The sequence below is a fragment of the Mycobacterium sp. NGS40 genome, from assembly GCF_059812735.1.
Genome location: NZ_JCALDG010000004.1, coordinates 242,179 through 260,646, shown reverse-complemented (window position 1 = coordinate 260,646; position 18,468 = coordinate 242,179). Strand labels below are relative to the sequence as shown.

Here is an 18,468-nt window from a genome sequence, read left to right as displayed (position 1 = left end):
GCTACACGGTGAGGTTGAAGTTCGGGCTTTTGCCATAGACCGCCATGGCGGTCAGCACGACCACGACAACGATCGTGATCAACGACAGCCGCATCGACCGGCCGACCGCTTCACCGACGCCGACCGGGCCGCCGGTGGCGGTGTAACCGTAGTAGCAATGGGTGGTCATCACGACCACCGCAACCAGGATCACCTCCGCGAAAGACCACCCCACGTCGGTGAGGCGCAGGAATGTGTGGAAATAGTGGTTGTAGGTGCCGATGGACTGCCCGTAGAAGAACACCGTGGTGACCTGCTGGGACAGGAAGGCCATGGTCATCGCGAATCCGTAGAGCGGGACGATGACGACCAGACCCGCCATCACGCGGGTCGACGCCAGAAAGGCGACCGACCTGATCCCCATCACTTCCAGGGCGTCGATCTCCTCGCTGATGCGCATCGCGCCCAGTTCGGCGGTGGCCCCGGCACCGACCGTGGCGGCCAGCGCCTGACCGGCGGCGACCGGTGCGACAAACCGCACATTGACCAGTGCGGCCAGAAATCCGGTGAATGCCTCGACACCGATGTTTCCCAGCGTCGCGTAGCCCTGAATGGCGACCAGGGAGCCGGCGGACAGGGTGATGAAGCCGACGATGGCGGCCGTGCCGCCGACCACGGCCATGGCGCCGGTGCCCATCCCCATCTGGGCCACCATCCGCAGCAACTCCTTGCGGTAGTTGTGCAGTGCGTACGGGATCTGTGCGACCGCGCTCAGCGCGAACCAGACCATCTCTCCGATCTCGACCATCAGCCGCACCGGGATGTGCCGGTATCGAAGTAAGGCGGCCCGCGGGAAACGGATATGGGGCGCAGCGGCTGTCGTCATGTCAGCGCCCCGTTCCGAAGCGGACGCCGATGGTGGTCAGCGCGGCGTTAACCGCGAACAGCGCGATGAAACACAGCACCACCGTCTCGTTGACAGCAGTGCCGAGACCTTTGGATCCGCCGCGGACGATCAGTCCGCGATAACAGCCGACCAGTCCGGCGATCAGGCCGAACGTCGCGGCCTTGATGAACGCGATCACCACCTCGGGTAAGCCGGTGAGCGCTGTCAACGTCGAGAGGTAAGCCCCGCTCGAGACGTTTTGCAGGTACACGCTGAACAGGTAGCCGCCGCCCAGGCCTACGGCGACCACCAGGCCGTTGAGCAGCACCGCGACGATCGTCGAGGCGACCACGCGCGGCAGGACCAGCCGGTGGATCGGGTCGATGCCGAGCACCTCCAGCGCATCGATCTCCTCGCGGATGGTGCGCGCACCGAGGTCGGCACAGATGGCGGTGCCCCCGGCGCCGGCGACCACCAGCACCGTCACGATCGGGCCGAGCTGGGTGACTGCGCCGATCGCGGCACCGGCACCCGAGACGTCGGCGGCGCCGATCTCGGCGAGCAGGAGGTTGAGGGTGAAGATCAGCAACACGGTTTCCGGGATGGACACCGCGATGGTGGGCAGCAGCGATACCCGCATCAGGAACCAGCCGTTCCAGATGAACTCGCGCCATTCGAACGGCTGCTTGAGGGCCTTCGCGGTCAGCACGCACATCCGGAAGAACCCGCCGGCAACTTCTGTCCCCGGTCGGATCCTGGCGAGCACTCGGCCGCCTATCACGTTCGTCGTTGTCACCGGCGCGGCCTTCGACGTAACCACGCTCGGCGGATCGCGTCCCCAGCCGGTGTTCTCGTCGCCGTCGTCATATGCGCCCGCGATATAAGGTTGTCGCGAAAACTGGTCCGCCATATGAGATTTCAGATCCGGTCGGGACGACGGCGATTTCGGGCCTTTCCGCGCGGAGCCCCGGAGTCCGGGTTATCGCCCCCCGGATAACTATCGGCCGCGTTTGCTCCACGCAGCAACTATGGCACTAGACCGTACGGTCAGTCAATAAATTCGGACGACGTGGTCCGACCGTGCCAACCGCCCCGCGCCGGGCCATAGGCCGCGTGGGCGTCTTTGCCTGCCTGGCGGGCGCCGCAGCGTCGGATGCCCGCTGGAAACACCGCGCTCAACGGCGAACGGCCGCCGACGCCTCGGCGGTTCCAAATAATTTGATGCACCAATTCCCGTGGCGCGCAAAATAATCCGCGTTAGGCGGTCAAGTTGTCGCACTCGTTACTGCGGCAAGGCATTCGCGCACCACCGAGACGACGTTCGCCGACGGGTCCGCCCACTTGCTCAGCCCTAAGCGGTCGAGTAACAGCCCGCCGAGAAACACGTCGACAAAAGCGGCGCCGACTTGTTCCGGAGTTCGGGAATCGGCGGGATCAAACCAAACCCACATCCACTGCAATGACCCCCACAGTTGCAATGCCGCCAGCTCGACGTCCACGGTACGGAACACACCGCTCTCAATCCCGTTGCGGATCTCGTCAACGGCAAGAGCTTGTAGTTGCTGACGCAGCTTACGCACGTGCTGCATAGCCGGATCGTCGGACAACTGCACGACTTCACGCTGGCTTGCCACCGTCGCATTGCGGGCGATCACTTGCAACATGGCCGAGGCGTAGATGATCGCTGCGATGCGTTCGTGCGGCGTGTCCAGCCGATCCCATACCATCCCGAGCGCGTCGAGCTGCAGGCCCAGATGGGCCTCTTCCAATTCGCGCAACATCTGCGCTTTGGTTCCGAAGTGATGGACGATGGTGCCTTTAGACATGCCGAGCTCGTCGGCGATGTCACCCATATTCGTTCTGTCGTAACCGCGTTCGGCGACATAGCGGACAAACGCGTCGAGAATCTCGCTGCGTCTACCAGGCAATCGGGGCATCTTGAACCCTTCGGCTAACCGTACGAACGGTCTATCATAACCTCCGGGACATGAGAAGCCGCCCACCGGTCGAGCCGGCGTGGATCGTGTCCGGTAGTTCAGAGGGCCTTCAACGCCCGCGAGCCCGTCGCATCCGGTGCGGTGATCACGTGCGTGTTCGCACCGGGTGCTGACTTGATTTCGCCGGCGGTGTATATGGTCATGAGCTCTCTGCCATCGCTGTCCGCGATGCACACGTAGGTGTCGGTCTCGGGGTCGTAGTCGAAGCTGTCCCAAGCCAATACGAACGCCAAGCAATTGCCGTCACGATCTGTGACGACCAACTTGTGTACACCCGACTCTTTCAAGATCTTGGCGTCCTGCGCTCGCTGCTGAGGGGACCGATTGTGATGGACCGTTACGCTGTTCGACATTTGCGTACTCCTTTGCCGATGCAATCTTCGTCTGCCCGAGCGCTCAAATACTCCAATCTCCTGAACATTACTTTTCCGCATTACGTCCGACGAGGGCATTACGGCCCCTTCCAGGAGGCCGTAGGTCGCATCGCGCAGAGTCTGGCGGAGCTCAACCAGATTCGTTGGGATTGAATGTCAGAACCTCACCGAGCGGCCGCCGCGGCGTCAGTGGGGCTGCGTCGGTGGGGCCAAGTGCTTCGCCGACACGGATCAGGAGTTGTGGCATCGCCGCCCGCCCGATCAGGGTCGCGATGAGATCGCGGCTGGCCCACAGTTCGGTGAGTTGGGTCAGTGTGCACGTCGCCATCCCGGCTAACGTGCATTCCAACAACACCGCGGACAACGCTTCGCCACATCGCAGAGCATCAGCGGGCGTGTCCTCGTCGGTCGACAACACGAGCACGGTGGATTGGTCTCTTCCAAGCGGCGTGTGCCGCTCGTTGTGCGGGCTAACCGGGAAGGCCCTTCCGATGTCGACCTGATCGTTCTCGGCTGCCGACAACAGCGAGGTGCGCGGAATTCCGTCAACGTTCTCGAAATGACCTGTCCACCAGTCTAATTCGGTATGATACGAGGTATCGTATAGCCGCAGCGACTCGGTGAGCCGGGACGCGCGGGCTAATTGTGGCCGCAGCTCTTCAGGGATCACGTCGAGGTGAACTGTGGCGGTGTCCGCGGCTTCGCGCAGCCTCGCCTCCAACGCCGCCCAGTTGCTCGGTGGGGAGAAGGGGAGCCGATCGGTGCGCCGGTGCGCGATGGCCTCGGCTCGCGAGCGCCGGTCATCGGTGACGGGACGCTGCGGGCCGAGATCGACGGACGCGAGTAGATCGGAGTTCTCCGGGTCCGGAAAGAGATCGACCCGGCTGTCCCACCCTGCTGCTGCCAACGCCACGCGCAGATGGTCGAGCACGGCGCCGCAACTGATCAGCGCCTCGCGGCCCGATTTGTCGGCGGCCGGCAGGCTGCGGCTTTCATCGATGTAGAGGAGCAACCGTGAGCCGGTGGCAACCCACTGCCAGGGCTGGCTGTTGTGCAACGACGGGGCCCGGCAGGCCAGCTGCACGGCGTCCCTGACTACGTCGATGTCCACCAACGCATCCGGCATGTTCGACCTCCAATCTAAGGTCAATCGTGGAACACGAGCGCGAACAGCGCCAGGGTCGTTGGTCCTCGAGTCCAACAGGCACGAACAGGAGAACGTGGCATGAAACAGGCTCACCTCGGCGACCTGCAGGTCGGCCGTATCGGCTTGGGCGCGATGGGTATGTCCGCCGCGTATTCGATCGGTGGGTTCGACGACGCCGAATCCATCCGCACGGTGCACCGCGCCATCGATCTCGGTGTCACGCTGATCGACACCGCGGAGATCTACGGCCCCTTCGTCAACGAGGAGCTGCTCGCCCGCGCGCTGGAGGGCCGGCGTGACCGCGTGTTGCTGGCCACCAAATTCGGCCTGATCTCGCACACCGGACGCAACGGCCTCGACAGCAGCCCCGCCAGTATCCGCGTCGCGGTCGACGGATCGCTGAAGAGGCTGGCGACCGACCACATTGACCTCTACTACCAACACCGCCTAGACCGCGACACCCCGATCGAGGACACCATGGGAGCGCTCGCGGAGTTGGTCGCCGCCGGCAAGATTCGGCACATCGGTCTTTCCGAGGTCGGTGTCAACACCATCCGCCGCGCGCACGCGGTGCACCCCGTCGCCGCCGTGCAATCGGAGTACTCACTGTGGACCCGCGACCCCGAAGACGGGATCCTGGCGGTGCTGCGCGAGCTGGGAATCGGGTTCGTCCCATACTCGCCGCTGGGCCGGGGCTTCCTCACCGGCACAATACGATCCAACGCGGAGTTTCCCGACACCGACTATCGCAAGACCAACCCGCGCTTCTTCGACGAGAACTTCCAGCACAACCTGCGCAGCGCGGACGAGCTGCGTGAGATCAGCACCGACATCGGCGCCACCCCGGCTCAGGTCGCACTGGCCTGGCTGTTGGCCAAGGGATCCGACATCGTGCCCATTCCGGGGACCAAAAAGGTTGCGCGCCTTGAGGAGAACGTCGGTGCCGACGGCGTCGAACTCTCGCCTGAGCAGCTCTCCCGGCTGGACCAACTCACCCCGGCCGCCGGGGGCCATCACGCCGAAGCGCAAATGGAATGGATCGACCGCTAGCCGCTGGCTACAACGAACGTTTCAGCGCGGCAACGGTTTCCAGGTCTTCGAGGGCCGCGACACCGCGTCGCAAGCCTTCCATCGCGATGTCTTCGACCTGCATTCCGCCCATGCCCGCGGTGATCAACGGTGCGACATAGGCATACAGTGCGGCCTGCCGGTAGCGCAGCCAGAGGTCGTCGCGGTCCAGATCGGGTCCGCCGGCTGCGAGCAGTGCCTGTCGATAGATGTCGAGCAGTTCGCGCTGGGCACTCTGGCGGTCGTCGGGCGTAAGGCTCGTGACCAGGGTGTAGGCCAGTTCGCGGGACGGATGGCCGCGTCGCACGGCCTGCCAATCCAGTAGCCCGGCCTCGCCGTGGCGGAAGTAGATGTTGCCGGGGTGGGCATCGCCGTGCATGACGGTATGCGGTGCGGTGTCGATCACCGCGGCGACCGCGCGGTAGTTCTCGGCGATGAATCGGCCGTTCTCCACCGGGATGGTGGTGCGCTCAGCGAGGCGCTTCATCGAGGTGGTCATCAGTGAACCGGTCAACAGCGATGTGACGTCACCCGACGGTGTGTAGAGCCAGCCCAGCGGGCCGCGCCCGTTCTGGCGCATGCGGTTCCAGAACGTCGCGTGCAGGGTCGCCAGCAACTCGACGACGAGGCCCGCCTGGTCGGTGGACAGCGGGTGCAACGTGTCGGGGAAGACGCACGACTCGGGCAGGTCTTCCAGCACCAGCAGGTAGCGACCGGTCCAGGTGTCGAAAGCCGCGCCGTAGGCGATCGGGACGCCCGGGAGTTCCGGGGCGAGCTGGCTGTAGAAGCGCACCTCGGTGTGGCCCAGCCGGCCCAGCTCACCCATCAGCCGGGTGGCGGCGGTCTGCGCCGTGATCTTGACGAAGACCGACTCCGGTACGTCGTCGCCCGTCAGCACGAGCCGGGCCCGCGACGAGGTGCCGGCATCGCTGTTGAGCACCCGGATCGACCTGACATTTCGGCCCATCACGCGCGACAGCGCGGCGGTGGTGAGGTCGTCGACCGTACGGGGCAGTCCCGCCCGGCTGCCGACGACGGCGTCGGCGGTCACCCGGCCGATTCCCCGGCCGAGATGCGCGGCCAGTCCGACGACGGAAATGGCCTGTTCAACCGCATGTGTCATGACTGTCCATCCCTGGGTGCACCGGCGCCGGATCCAGGGAGCGGCGCGCGCGTACGAGTTGCCGAGACAAAAATAGCTCAATGTCTGGACATCAGACAAAGTGAGACTAATGTCTGATCTATGGCACCAGGGCTCGTACCAGGAACTGCTCGACGAATTCGCGCTTGTCGGCAACCGGGCGGAGTCGCCATGCCGGCGACAGCAGGAACAGCGTCGTCGTGCTCAGCCATTGCACGATCGAGCGGGGGTCGAGGTCGGTGTAGAGCTTGCCCGCGTCCTTCCATCGCTGCAGCAGCGGGCCGTAGTGCGCCAACATCAGTTCGATCATCGGTTCGGAGCCCAGCTGTAGAGCCGCCGGCACGGCGGTGCTCTCCGCGGCGAACAGCGCCTCGTTCAACGGGTTGCCCGCCACCGACTCCACCCGCGCCAACACCATCTCGGGTAGCGAACGCACCGGGTCGTCGGGGTGACGCAACGAGCCGACCAACTCGCCCAGCGCCGTGTCGACCCGCGCCAGCATCAAACCCAGCAGGACCTCGTCGCGGTTGGGGAAGTAGCGGTACACCGTCGAGCGGGATACGCCAGCCTCATCGGCCAACTCGGCCATCCGGATCTGGGCGTTGCCCCGACGCACGATGCAGCGGCCCGCAGCGTCCAGCAGCCGCCGCCGCGCCTCCTCGTCATCGAGGATCGCGCGGTCGTCGCCCCACCACCGGCTCGGCTCCATTGCAGCGATAGTAGGGGATGCGTTGTGCCATTGAGTATCTGATGCGCGAGGTTTCGTCACAAATTTTTCGCCGACCCGATGTGGTCGTTAAAACCGTTCGACGACAGTCGATTTCGTCATCAGGTGGAAAGGCAATTCATGGGTTACAGTGCCGCCGACGAGTCGTTCACCCATCAGCTGCCGACGACATTCGATCAGGTGCATGATCCCGATCCGACTTGGTCGGACCGGTGTTACTTCTTCGCCGCCTCGCCGGACGGCACCCTGCTGCTGGCCAGCGGCTACGGTAACAACCCGAACACCGGCACCGGGTTGGGATACGTCAAGGTCAGTTTCGCCGACGGCCGGCACTGGGATCTGTTGGCCGGACGTCCGATTGACGGTGGCGGCCGCGGCGATCTGAAGGCGGGTCCGATGCGCTGGACCTGTGTCGAGCCCCTGAAGAAGTGGCGTCTCGACGTGGAGCCCAACGATTCCGGAATCGCGTGGGAGCTCTATTACGAGCCCAGCACGCCGATGTGGGAGCTGTTGCCGATGAAGGTGCACGACTCCGATGGCCGGATGCTCGCCGACATGTACCACATGAAAGAGCCGGGAAGATGGACCGGCTGGGTGCAGATCGACGGCGAGCGGATCAGTGTCGACGGCTTCCACGGCGGCCGGGATCGCACTTTCGGGGTGCGTGTCTCCGACAAGATCGATTTCTGGTTGTGGCTCGACGCCGGTTTCGAAAACCGTGCGATCGAGGCATGGATCATCGAATCATCCGATGGCACAGTCAACTACGTAGACGGCGGCATCACCCACAATAACGGCACGCTATCGAAGCGATTCGTGAAGATCGAGCACGACGTAGAATTCGACGCCGACCGCAAACGGCCCGCGCGGGCGGTGCTCGTTTTCACCGACGAGGACGGCACGACCTACCGGGTCACGGCCGACGCTCCGCATCAACACGTCAACGCCTACTACGGCCTGCCGATGGCGCACTGCCAGTATCAGGACCTCGGCGACGGTGCATACTTCATCCACTTCCAATGGGACAGCACTGATTCCGCGCAACTCAGCGAGACCGAGGGTAAATCGATGGCGCTGGACCAGTTGATGCGGTTTGAACTCGACGGCGACACCGGCTGGGGCATCTTCGAATTGCTGATGGGCGGCCGGGGCTATGCCCGTTACCCGAACTGGGCGGCGATGGACATGTCGGCCTTCACGCAGGACAAAACCCCGGTCGAACGGCTGCCGGACGATGGAGTGCGCCAATGACGCACGACACCAGCGTCGCTGAGTGTTTGACCGCGTGGCTGCGCACCCAACTCAACGCCGCCGAGGTCCGCATCGAGGGCCTCGATCGGGTGAACTTCGGCCACTCCGCCGAGATGATGGTGCTCACGGTCGTCACCGGGGACACCCGCCGTGATGTAGTGGTGCGGCTGCGCCCCAAACCGCCTGCGCTGCTGGAACCTTACGATCTCGCGCGTCAGTTCTCGATCCTGCGGGCGTTGCAGGACAGCGCTGTTCGTGTTCCGCCGGCACTGTGGCTCGAGGACAGCGGCGACGTCCTGGGACGGCCATTCTTCGTGATGGAGCGGGTCGGCGGTGACGTCTACGAAATGGAAGCACCCGCCGACGCGCCGGGCGCGACGGTGGTGCGGATGTGTCAAAGCCTGGCCGAACAGCTTGCGGCCATCCATTCTGTCGACCTCGAGCAGACCGGGCTTGACGCCCTTGACGACGGCGGCAACCACCTGCGCCGCGAACTCGACCATTGGGCAACCGAAATGGACCGGGTCAAGCGGGATTCATTGCCCGCGCTGGAACGGCTTTTGCAGGCACTGCGGGACAGCTTGCCGGAGCCGTGTCCGAAAGTCGCCCTGGTGCACGGGGACGCCAAACCGGGCAACTTCGCGTTCACCGACGGGGAGGTCAGTGCGGTCTTCGACTGGGAGATGACCACCATCGGTGATCCTCTGACCGACATCGGCTGGCTCGAACTGCTCTGGATGCAGCCGGTCGGCATCACCAGTCACCCTGACGCGCTGGGCATCGAGGCACTTCTCGAGCACTACCAAAAGGCCAGCGGCATCACGCTGCAGAACCGTTCCTGGTATCGCGCGTTCAACGCGTACAAGATGGCCGTCATCTGCCTGATCGGTGCCATGCTCGTCGATGATGGGCATAGCGACGATCAGAAAATGCTGCTCGCCGCGTACGGCACCTCGATGCTCACCCAGGTCGGGCTGTCGGAGTTCGGTATCACCGAGCCGATCGACGACGGTCCGGTTCTGCCACGTGAGGAACGCATCCAGCAACTGCAGGCATCCGCCCGCTAGGGGTATCAGTCCGATTGCTTGTCGGCATGGGCCAGCGCCGCAGGGCCGTACTTGTTTTCGATCATCGCCCAGGGGTCGGAGTAGGGACCACGGCCCTCGGCGCGGTTCTGCAGCTTGATCACGATGCGCAGTACCGGCCGCAGTATCGGACCCAGGACACGCAAGACGGTGCGCGTTTTCCCCTGGGATTTACTAACCCAGTCCATGGTTTGCTGCCAGTCGTGCTCTTGAAAGCCAAGCAGCGCTTGCGCTTCCGTGGTGTCGTACCAGCCGGTGAAACTCCAGCCCCGGTCGTCGTCGGGATCGCCGGTCAGACCCGCTGATGGACCGAGGCGACCCAGTCCGACGGCGGTCATCAGGTCACCCTCGAGTTCATGCTGAAGCATGACGCACGTTTCGTTTCCCCCGATCAGCAGCGCCTTGCCGGAAATCGTGGCTTCGCGATCGACACCGTTGGCAAATGCCAGCGCCGCGTCTCGTGCGTCTACCGTGTGAATCCGGTTGTCGACGGGCATAGAACGCATGATCACCAGGTTGTCACCGTCCACCCCACCCGATTGGGTGTCCGGCGAGATGACGCCGGCCAGTCGGTACAGCGCATGGGGGAGACCGCTGGCCCGGATCGCGGCTTCCGCCAGCACTTTGTCCTGCCCATACTGATCGATGGGGTTCACCGGAGTATCGGGGGTGATTCGTTCTGGAAACCGGTGGGGATTGCGGGAGCCGTAGACCGCGGCACTGGACGCCAGCAGGAACAGCGGAGGCCGCGGCAGTGCGGTGGCCGCCGCCAACAGGTTTTCGGTGCCCCCGACGTTGACCTTTCGTGCAAGCGCGGGATTGCGGTACGAAACCGGTGCGACCACCGCGGCCAGATGAATGATGGCTCCCGGCTGGTGGGTCATGATCAGCTCCCGCACCGCTTCGGCGTCGGTCAAGTCGACGTAGCTGGTAATCAGCGCCTCGGGTTTGGCGCTGGCCGACAATTCTTTCTGCACCGCAACGGTTTTGTCGTTTCGTAGGTCGGTCGCGATGACCGTTCGGCCCCGCTCGAGCAGAATCTGAGCGCATCGCTTGCCGACCTGTCCGAACGCGCCGGTAACCAGGATGGTGTCGACAGTCATGAAGTCTCCTATTTCTCCAGCAGCCGGTTGGCGAACCTGGCGGCGGTATTGCGGATCCGGTTGGAGATGTAGAACGAGAAAACCGGTGTGACGATGTCCTCACGCAGCCGAGTTAGCTTGGAGCTCTTGATAAGCCACTGCCCGGCCACGTTTTCGTAGGTCTCGTGGTAATGGCCGTAGCCCACCAGGCTGACGCCGGGCCCGAACCGCACGACATCTTGCAGCGCCCACACCCCGCGCGCCGTCGTCGCCGACGTGAGCTCGATCTCGGGGGCGTGTACCTGGTGTGCCGTGGCCTGTGCGGCGCGTCCGATGCTCTTGCGGGTGAACGCGACGAAGTCGTCGGCGCCGGTGATCAGTTTTCCGCCCGCCTCGGAGGTGTCGCTGACGAAGTCGTCAGCGAAGATCGCACGCCACGCGGCCCAGTCCTTGGTGTCCAGGTGCCGGCAGTAGCGGGCCTTGAGTTGCTTGATGGACTCGATCGCCAGCAGTGCGGCGGCCTGGTCGTCCGCGATCACATCGTTCGGGCGCTCAGTCATTGCGGCTCGATTCTGGTGCACCGGTCTTTTGCGAGGTCACGCCCAGCCTGACATTGATGCGCGAGCCGCTCATCAGCGGGGCCGGTCAGGCCTTGAAGTAGACGATCTGATGCGTGCTGGCCAGCAGCACGCCGTGGCGACTCCACACTTGCGCGCTCTGATCGGAGTATCCGTGGGTGAACCGATCGGCGTGAGCGCAGGCCAGGACGAAGTCGCCGCCAAGCGCGTCCAGCTCCTGCTGATCGGCATGGAAGTAGGTTGTCATCGAGATGGTCCCGACCGGGACGACGCCGCCGCGGCGCTGGAACACCCGCGGGTAGAACACGTCGCACAGGGCGGCCAGCGCCGGGTAGTCGACCGGGCGCTGCGCGCGGTCGCGCACCCACAGTGCGATCTCCGATGCCGGGCTGGGCCGGGCGCCGGGGCCGGGAAACGCACCCTCGGCGAAGCGCATGTCGTACAGGCGCGCCCAGGCGACGACGATCTCCGGGCCGCCTCCGGGAGCCAGTTGTTCCGGGGGAGGCGCGCTCGGTGGCCGGGCTTCGGTGTCGGCCCAGGTATCGCGCCGGATACCGAAGACCGCGGTCGCGGTGGTCTTGACGTCACCGTCTTGGCTGAGCTCGGCAATCCAGTGCTGACTGCTGCGGTTGGTGCGCGGGGTCCGAAGGCGGATGTCGAAGTCGCCGTCGGCGACGGGGCCGGCGAAGTTGATGGTCACCGCCAGCGGCTCACCGATACAGCCGGGGTGAGTCTCGATGGCACGCAGCAGGATTGCCGTGGTGATCCCGCCGAACGGGCCGACCATGTTGGCCCACTCCGGATGCGTGCGGCCGCGCCTGGTGTCGGCATCCAGGACATCGAGCCGCAGGGCTCTGTCGAAAGGGTGGATCGGCGTCATGCTGACGGCAGACTACTTCGCGGCGACCCGAACTCCGGACACCGGGGTTATCACATTCGGCTGAAGCCCCGGCGCATTGGAAATCGGTGTTATTTTGAGAACCCGCCGCGGCTGCCTGGGAGGGCCGATATGACCGAGTCGTCGACGCGGGCGTTGCTCACGGCACTGGTGGCCGCGTTCGGCGATGCCGAGCGTGTCACCGAACTGCTAGCGCCCAAGGCGCAGTGGTGGATCACCCCGGCGGTCGGGGTGCTGGGCAGCCCGACGGTGGGGCGCGACGCGATCCGGGCCGGCATGCGCATCATTTTCGGCCAGCTGTACGCCGACGTGCGGACGACGGTGCACCACGTGCTCTGTGATGACGACATGGGTGCGGCGCGCTTCACGATGCGGGCAACAGCGTTGTTCGCCGGGCGGCAATCCTACGAGAACGAGTACTGCGTGTGGGTGCAGGTGCAGGACGGGTTGATTATCCGGGTCTGGGAGTATCTCGACGTTGCCCATGCGACAGCGCAATTCAGCTCATGATCGATCGAGGGTGCGGCAGGAGTTGCGCCAATGCATGACACCATGATTACACTGTGATTTCGCTGTAAGGAATTGTCGATGCCGCGAGCACGGTCGATGGTGAGGAACGCGATGGCATGGGATTTCGAGACGGATCCGGATTTCGCTGAAAAGCTGTCCTGGATGCGCGGTTTCATCGATTCCGAGGTCATCCCGCTGGAACCGATCCTTGCCGAGATTTCGCCCGACCAGTGGCTGCCGGTCAAGCGCTACCTGCAGGACCAGGTCAAGGCGCAGGGGTTATGGGGTTTGTTCCTCGATCCCGGCCTCGGCGGTGCGGGGCTGGGCCAGCTCAAGCTCGCGCTGATGTCGGAGATCATCGGCCGGTGCATGGTGTCGATGGAGCTGTTCGGGGTCCAGGCGCCCGACAGCGGGAACATGGAGTTGCTGGCACACGGGGCGACCGACGCGCAGAAGCAGCGCTGGTTGTACCCCAATCTCAGCGGGGAGATATCGAGCGCGTTCGCGCTGACCGAACCGTTCCTGGCCGGCGCCGACCCGACCGTCATCGCCACCACCGCCGTGCTCGACGGCGGAGACTGGATCATCAACGGCCACAAGTGGTTTACCACCAACGCGTCCTGCGCCGACATCATCTTGGTGGTCGCGGAGACCGATCCCGCCGGCCGGCCGCACCGGCACGCGTCGATCTTCGTGGTGCCGACCGGAACGCCGGGGTGCAACATCGTCCGGGACATTCCCACCATGGCGCATCCCGATCCGGAGTTCGGCCGGCGTGGCAACCATGCCGAGGTGGTTTTCACCGACTGTCGGGTTCCCGCGGATCACCTGATCGGCCCGCGTGGCGGCGGATTCGTGCTGGCGCAGCAGCGTCTCGGCGGCGGACGTATTCACCACTCGATGCGTTGGCTCGGGCAGGCGCAGCGCGCCCTGGATATCATGGGTGAACGTGCGGTCTCACGCCGGTCACATGGCCGCCTGTTGGGCGAACACCAGCTGGTGCAGGACTATATCGCGTTGTCGCATACAGAGATTCAGGCCGCGCGATTGCTGACCTTCCAGACCGCTTGGAAGATGGACCGTTTCGGCGCGGGGGAGGTGCGCGCCGAGCTGGGCATGATCAAGGCTCATGTTTCGAAGGTGGTGCTCGCGGTCCTCGATCGCACCATCCAGGTATGCGGGGCGTTGGGGTACTCCGGGGACCTGCCGGTCGAATCGTGGTACCGGATGACGCGGTTCGGATCGATCGGCGACGGGCCCGACGAGCTGCACAAGTCGGTGTTGGCCCGGCATGTGCTCAAGAAGTACCGTCCGGTGGAAGGCTGGCCGACCGACCACCTTCCGTCGCGGCGGCCGGCCGCGGAACAGAAGTGGCAGGCACTACGTCAGGAGGCAGGCGTCGCATGAGTATTCCGGACCGTCAGCAGGCCATCGTCATGCCCGGGCCCGGCGAGCCCGTGCGGACCGTCGAGATGCCGGTGGGTGAGCCCGGTCCCGGGCAGGTGCTGGTCAAGGTCAACGCCTCGAGCCTTAATTTCCACGACAACATCAATCTGATGGGCCTGCTGCCCGGGCCCTGGCCGCGCGTACCGATGACCGATGGCGCCGGGGAAGTGGTGGCGATCGGGCCGGGAGTCGACGAGTTGCGGCCAGGAGATCGGGTCATGGGAGCGTTTCATCCGGGCTGGCAGGACGGGCCGCCCAACCCGGAAGCCAAGCGTGAGGTGCCCGGTGATACCTGCGACGGGTGGCTGCAGCAATACCGGGTCGAACATGTCGCCGGCCTGGTCCGCACGCCTGCGCACCTCAGCGATGTCGAAGCCGCGACAATCCCCTGCGCGGGCGTCACGGCGTGGAGTGCGTTGGTGGAAGCCAACATCGGCGACGGGGACGTGGTGGTGACCCAGGGCACCGGTGGGGTATCGCTGTTCGCCGTGCAATTAGCCCGGCTGCGGGGTGCCACCGTGATCCTGACTTCGTCGTCTGACGACAAGCTCAAGGTCGGATCGGATTTGGGGGCAACGCATCTCGTCAACTACCGAACCCACCCGGACTGGGAGACGCAGGTCAAGGAACTGACCGCCGGTCGCGGCGCCAAGTTGGTCGTCGACCTCGGTGGTCCTGCGACGCTGCCGCATTCGCTGCACGCGGCCGCGATAGGCGGCACCATCGCGGTGATCGGTGTGCTCAGCGGATTCGACATGGCGTCCATCGCGGTTGCCGAGGTGATGCTGAACAACCTGCGCGTCATCGGAATCACGGTGGGCAGCGTGCGCGCTCACCGCGAGATGTGCGAGGTGGTGTCCACGGCCGGCATCAAACCGCAGATCAGCCACGTCCTCGACTGGGAGCAGCTCGACGAGGCGCTTCGGGTAATGCGGGCAAACGAACATATCGGCAAGATCGCCCTGACTATCCCGTAGCTTGCGAGGAGTAAGACGTGCCCGGCGAACTGGAGCTCGACGCGGACCAGATCGTGGCTGCCGCAGTGGAAATCATGCGGGAAAGTGGCCTGGACGCGATCAGCATGCGCAGCGTGGCTAACCGGTTGGGCGTCACGCCGCCACCGGTCTATTCCAGAATCGGAAACAAGGATGCGCTGATCGATGCGATCGCCGAGCACATGCTCGACGATCTCGCTCCGGAGCTGGAAAGCGACGAATCCTGGCCGGACTACGCGCGCCGCTGGACCCGTCAACTCCGCGCACGGCTGACCGATGCCGCCGACTGCCGGCTCTTCCTGCAGGCGAAGCGCCCGGCCTATCTGAAAGCATCGCGCCCGCTGCTGAAAAGCATGCGCCGCGACGGTATGTCGACCGATATGTCGGTGCGGGCCTGCCGCCTGTTGACCTGGGCGGCCGTGGGTTTCGTTGCGATGGACCATCCGCCGGGCACGAACTCGACGCGCCGGCGGGGCCGCCTGGCCGGCAGCGATCCGGCCGGCGTGACTCGCGAGGAAGTCGACGAGTTGTTCGCCACGCACATCGACTACCTGATCGAAGGTATTCGTCGCGACAGCGCTTAGCCTGCAGGGTCGCCGCGGCCGGGGCTTGTACGATGCAGCGATGGCCAAGCCGCTGATCCCGGCCGACGACATCCTCACCCACGCGCTGGACATGCTGGATTCCGAAGGCATCGAGGCGCTCAGCGTCCGTCGACTATCGGCCGCACTGAAGATCTCGCCTCGGACGCTGTATCAGCAGGTCGGCAATCGCGAAGCGTTGATCAGGGCGCTGGTCGCGCGCCACTTTGCGCAGCTGAAGCTCGACTTCAAGGAATACGACACCTGGGAGTCGACGGCACTGCATTGGTGTCAGGCGTTGCACGACGCCCTGCGAGCGCATCCGTTTCTGACCGAGCTGATGACCATCGACGACCGCAGCGCCGTTGCCGATTACGTCAACGCCTTACTCAAAGCCACTCTGCAAGAAGGAATTCCGCGCCCGCTGGCCACCGAGTGCTGCCGTGGCCTGGCGCACATGACGATCAATCATTCCATCGTCGAGGTGCGCGGGCTGCGCGAACCGAAGCGCTCGGAGTCCGAGACAGCCAAGATCGATCGGAATTTTCCCCGGCTGGTCGAGTGGGTGATCTCCGGGGTGCGCGCCGAGGCCGGGGGCGTCGATGCCGCAGCGAAGCGGTGCCGCTGATCAGCCGGAGACACCGCCGTCGATGGTCATCAGTGACCCGGTGGTGTAACTCGACGCGTCGGAGAGCAAATAAACGACAGCTCCGACGATCTCGTCAGGCCGGCCCACCCGACGAAGCGCGATGCGGCGGACCAGTTCCGGCAGCAGGTCGGGGTCGCGGACGAAGCCCGACGCCGCGTCGGTATCGAAGGTCCCGCAGATGATCCCATTGACCCGCACGCCCACACCGGCGTATTCGATGGCCGAGGCGGTGGTCAGCGCGTTGAGGCCGGCTTTGGCCGCCGCGTAGACCGTAGTAACGGGAGTGGGTTTCACCGACGCCAGCGAACTGATGTTGATGACCGATCCACCGCCGGTCGCGGCCATTGCCGTGGCAGCCAGCGCCGTCAACCGGGTTGGGCCTTTCAGGTTGACGCCGATCACCTTGTCGAACAACACCTCTGAGGTTTCCAGCAGCGAGGGCGCAAGCGGGCTCATGCCGGCGTTGTTGACCAGGCCGTCCAGTCGGCCCCACCGGGAAACGGTGGTCTCGACGATGCCGGGGAGAGACTCCCAATCACCGACATGGCAGGCCAACGGGTGGGCCTGTCCGCCCGACTCGGTGATCGTGGCAGCTAGTGCCTCGCACGACTCGATTTTCCGGCTGGCGATCACCACTCGTGCGCCGCGCGCGGCCAGCCCGACACTCATCGCGGCACCTAGTCCGCGGCTGCCGCCGGTGACCAGGATGACCCGGTCGGCGACGTCGAACAGCTCGTCGATCATTGCGCGAACCTCCTTGCGCGGCTGAGCAGTTCATCGATCACCGCTCCGAAGAACTCATGGACGGGATTGCGGGACTCGCCGCGCAGAAACTTCGCGTAGGACGCCTCCAGGACGATCGCCAGCTTCCACGCACTGAACACCTGATACCAGCCGAACTGTGACAAATCGCGGCCGGTGGCCTCGCCGTAACGCTCGATCAGTTGATCCGGTGTCTGGCAATGGTCGCGATCAATGCCGTGCGCTGCGTCCGGCGACCCCAGCGCAATGGGATTTCCTGCCTCGGGCCAGAAGATCATCGCCCATGCCAGGTCGATCAGGGGATCGCCCACCGTCGTCATCTCGAAGTCGACGACGCAGGCGATCCGTGGTGGCGGCGCGGGTGACCAGATGACGTTGTCCAGCTTGTAGTCCCCGTGCATGACGGTGAGATCGCCGTCGTTGGGCAGGTTCTCGCGCAGCCAGCCGGCGAGCTCGTCCACGCCGTCCAGCGGGCGGGTTCGATAATTCTGCAGTTGCGCGAGCCACCGATCGACCTGGCGCGGCAGAAACCCCTGCGGGTGCGACAATTCGGCCAGTGCCGTGTCCATCCAGTCGACCGAGTGCAACGCGACCAGGGTGTCGATCAGCTGTTCGCCGATCAAGTGGTGTGACGACGGAGCCCGGTGCAGCGCTTCGGGGAGTCCGTCGCGGCGGATCACGCCACCGTCGACGTAGGACATCACGAAAAAAGGCGCGCCCAGAATGGCGGGGTCCTCGCTGCGAGCCAGCACCGTGGGCACCGGTATTCCGGCGGCGCCCAGCGTCTCCATGATGCGCGCCTCGCGGATCACCTGGTGAGCGGTGTCCGAGACCGTGGCCAGTGGCGCCCGGCGCACCACCCAGGCCTGCCCCAGCCGGTCGATGCGGAACATCTCGCAGCTGCCGCCTCCGCGAATGGGCGCCACCGATACGTCCGCCGGCTCGCCGGTTGCCTCGGCCAGCCAATCGCGAAACCGCGGAACGTCGAAACCCGTTGCGGCAGCGGCCATGCGCCGATCCTCCGATCGCCGGTTAAAATAGCGCCGATTCCCAAACATGTCAGCCCCGGACGCGTAATCGGCAGGGCGGCGAATGCGTCGAGCCTGCGCCTAGGGCGCAAATTTCCGAGATTTCTCGCCGTGGGCGCAGACTCAAAGCGGTGGACGCGTACTCGTTGACACTGCGGCGGCAGGACGTCGATGTGTACAGTCATTAGCCGGGCGCTGTACGGTCGCCCAGCACACGCTCGAGGTTTGGGCACGACAACGGTGTCGGGAGGTCAGCGGCGATGACGCACAGACGAATTCGGCAC

At 64.9% G+C, this 18,468-nt stretch carries 20 protein-coding genes; 8 read left to right on the top strand and 12 right to left on the bottom strand.

Translation table 11 applies throughout. The features are described from left to right. Position 1: 1 nt before the first annotated feature. The 5 genes from AC5Y5O_RS08910 to AC5Y5O_RS08890 all read right to left on the bottom strand — a co-directional run bounded on the left by AC5Y5O_RS08910 (position 2) and on the right by AC5Y5O_RS08890 (position 4,362). A complete protein-coding gene (locus tag AC5Y5O_RS08910) occupies positions 2–865 on the bottom strand; it encodes an ABC transporter permease (protein WP_096288254.1) in 864 nt (287 codons plus the stop codon). 1 nt (position 866) lies between these two features. Continuing rightward, positions 867–1,580, bottom strand: coding sequence for an MlaE family ABC transporter permease (locus AC5Y5O_RS08905; RefSeq protein WP_423790918.1), 714 nt, complete (start codon positions 1,578–1,580; stop codon positions 867–869). A 550-nt stretch (positions 1,581–2,130) separates the two neighbouring features. Next, the gene (locus AC5Y5O_RS08900; RefSeq protein WP_096288252.1) at positions 2,131–2,802 is read right to left on the bottom strand and encodes a TetR/AcrR family transcriptional regulator; all 672 of its coding nucleotides are present in this window, start codon (positions 2,800–2,802) and stop codon (positions 2,131–2,133) included. 98 nt (positions 2,803–2,900) lie between these two features. After that, on the bottom strand, positions 2,901–3,215 hold the full coding sequence (locus AC5Y5O_RS08895; RefSeq protein WP_096288250.1) for a hypothetical protein: 315 nt from the start codon (positions 3,213–3,215) through the stop codon (positions 2,901–2,903). 151 nt (positions 3,216–3,366) lie between these two features. Further along, a complete protein-coding gene (locus tag AC5Y5O_RS08890; RefSeq protein WP_096288248.1) occupies positions 3,367–4,362 on the bottom strand; it encodes an Acg family FMN-binding oxidoreductase in 996 nt (331 codons plus the stop codon). A gap of 99 nt (positions 4,363–4,461) precedes the next feature. On the opposite strand from AC5Y5O_RS08890, the gene AC5Y5O_RS08885 reads away from it, so the two are divergent. Then, complete coding sequence (locus tag AC5Y5O_RS08885) at positions 4,462–5,433, top strand: aldo/keto reductase (protein WP_096288246.1); 972 nt, start codon at positions 4,462–4,464, stop codon at positions 5,431–5,433. Positions 5,434–5,440: 7 nt separating this feature from the next. Here the strand turns inward: AC5Y5O_RS08885 and AC5Y5O_RS08880 are convergent, their stop codons facing one another. Both AC5Y5O_RS08880 and AC5Y5O_RS08875 read right to left on the bottom strand, forming a co-directional pair. After that, positions 5,441–6,574: a phosphotransferase gene (locus AC5Y5O_RS08880; protein WP_096288244.1), complete on the bottom strand. Its 1,134-nt coding sequence runs from the start codon at positions 6,572–6,574 to the stop codon at positions 5,441–5,443. Between the two features lie 118 nt (positions 6,575–6,692). After that, positions 6,693–7,301 carry a TetR/AcrR family transcriptional regulator gene (locus tag AC5Y5O_RS08875; RefSeq protein ID WP_096288242.1) on the bottom strand — a complete coding sequence of 203 codons (609 nt, stop codon included), beginning with the start codon at positions 7,299–7,301 and terminating at the stop codon, positions 6,693–6,695. A 138-nt stretch (positions 7,302–7,439) separates the two neighbouring features. Here AC5Y5O_RS08875 and AC5Y5O_RS08870 point away from each other — a divergent pair, with 138 nt between their 5' ends. Next, a complete protein-coding gene (locus AC5Y5O_RS08870) occupies positions 7,440–8,570 on the top strand; it encodes an Rv3169 family protein (protein ID WP_500024709.1) in 1,131 nt (376 codons plus the stop codon). Then, entirely contained in the window at positions 8,567–9,637 is a 1,071-nt protein-coding gene (locus AC5Y5O_RS08865) for a phosphotransferase family protein (protein ID WP_500024708.1), read from the top strand. The genes AC5Y5O_RS08870 and AC5Y5O_RS08865 overlap by 4 nt, the downstream gene beginning before the upstream one ends. 5 nt (positions 9,638–9,642) lie before the next feature. Here AC5Y5O_RS08865 and AC5Y5O_RS08860 read toward each other — a convergent pair whose 3' ends face one another. The 3 genes from AC5Y5O_RS08860 to AC5Y5O_RS08850 all read right to left on the bottom strand — a co-directional run bounded on the left by AC5Y5O_RS08860 (position 9,643) and on the right by AC5Y5O_RS08850 (position 12,195). Beyond that, entirely contained in the window at positions 9,643–10,758 is a 1,116-nt protein-coding gene (locus AC5Y5O_RS08860) for an NAD-dependent epimerase/dehydratase family protein (protein ID WP_096288238.1), read from the bottom strand. 8 nt (positions 10,759–10,766) lie between these two features. Further along, on the bottom strand, positions 10,767–11,297 hold the full coding sequence (locus tag AC5Y5O_RS08855; protein WP_096288236.1) for a nuclear transport factor 2 family protein: 531 nt from the start codon (positions 11,295–11,297) through the stop codon (positions 10,767–10,769). Between the two features lie 85 nt (positions 11,298–11,382). Beyond that, on the bottom strand, positions 11,383–12,195 hold the full coding sequence (locus AC5Y5O_RS08850; protein WP_500024705.1) for an acyl-CoA thioesterase: 813 nt from the start codon (positions 12,193–12,195) through the stop codon (positions 11,383–11,385). Between the two features lie 129 nt (positions 12,196–12,324). Between AC5Y5O_RS08850 and AC5Y5O_RS08845 the strand changes: the two genes are divergently transcribed. The 5 genes from AC5Y5O_RS08845 (at position 12,325) to AC5Y5O_RS08825 (ending at position 16,373) form a co-directional block, all read left to right on the top strand. Then, positions 12,325–12,723: a nuclear transport factor 2 family protein gene (locus tag AC5Y5O_RS08845; protein WP_165796413.1), complete on the top strand. Its 399-nt coding sequence runs from the start codon at positions 12,325–12,327 to the stop codon at positions 12,721–12,723. A 78-nt stretch (positions 12,724–12,801) separates the two neighbouring features. Further along, positions 12,802–14,130 (top strand): acyl-CoA dehydrogenase family protein, encoded by a 1,329-nt coding sequence (locus AC5Y5O_RS08840; protein WP_500024703.1) that lies wholly within the window; start codon positions 12,802–12,804, stop codon positions 14,128–14,130. Next, positions 14,127–15,146 carry a zinc-dependent alcohol dehydrogenase family protein gene (locus AC5Y5O_RS08835; protein ID WP_096288230.1) on the top strand — a complete coding sequence of 340 codons (1,020 nt, stop codon included), beginning with the start codon at positions 14,127–14,129 and terminating at the stop codon, positions 15,144–15,146. The genes AC5Y5O_RS08840 and AC5Y5O_RS08835 overlap by 4 nt, the downstream gene beginning before the upstream one ends. A 17-nt stretch (positions 15,147–15,163) precedes the next feature. Continuing rightward, positions 15,164–15,748 carry a TetR family transcriptional regulator gene (locus AC5Y5O_RS08830; RefSeq protein WP_096288228.1) on the top strand — a complete coding sequence of 195 codons (585 nt, stop codon included), beginning with the start codon at positions 15,164–15,166 and terminating at the stop codon, positions 15,746–15,748. A 40-nt stretch (positions 15,749–15,788) separates the two neighbouring features. After that, entirely contained in the window at positions 15,789–16,373 is a 585-nt protein-coding gene (locus tag AC5Y5O_RS08825; RefSeq protein ID WP_500024700.1) for a TetR/AcrR family transcriptional regulator, read from the top strand. Here the strand turns inward: AC5Y5O_RS08825 and AC5Y5O_RS08820 are convergent, their stop codons facing one another. Both AC5Y5O_RS08820 and AC5Y5O_RS08815 read right to left on the bottom strand, forming a co-directional pair. Continuing rightward, the gene (locus AC5Y5O_RS08820; RefSeq protein ID WP_096288224.1) at positions 16,374–17,138 is read right to left on the bottom strand and encodes an SDR family NAD(P)-dependent oxidoreductase; all 765 of its coding nucleotides are present in this window, start codon (positions 17,136–17,138) and stop codon (positions 16,374–16,376) included. It abuts the gene before it with no gap. Next, complete coding sequence (locus AC5Y5O_RS08815; RefSeq protein ID WP_165796412.1) at positions 17,135–18,166, bottom strand: phosphotransferase family protein; 1,032 nt, start codon at positions 18,164–18,166, stop codon at positions 17,135–17,137. Before AC5Y5O_RS08815 ends, AC5Y5O_RS08820 begins: the two co-directional genes overlap by 4 nt. Positions 18,167–18,468: the final 302 nt, after the last annotated feature.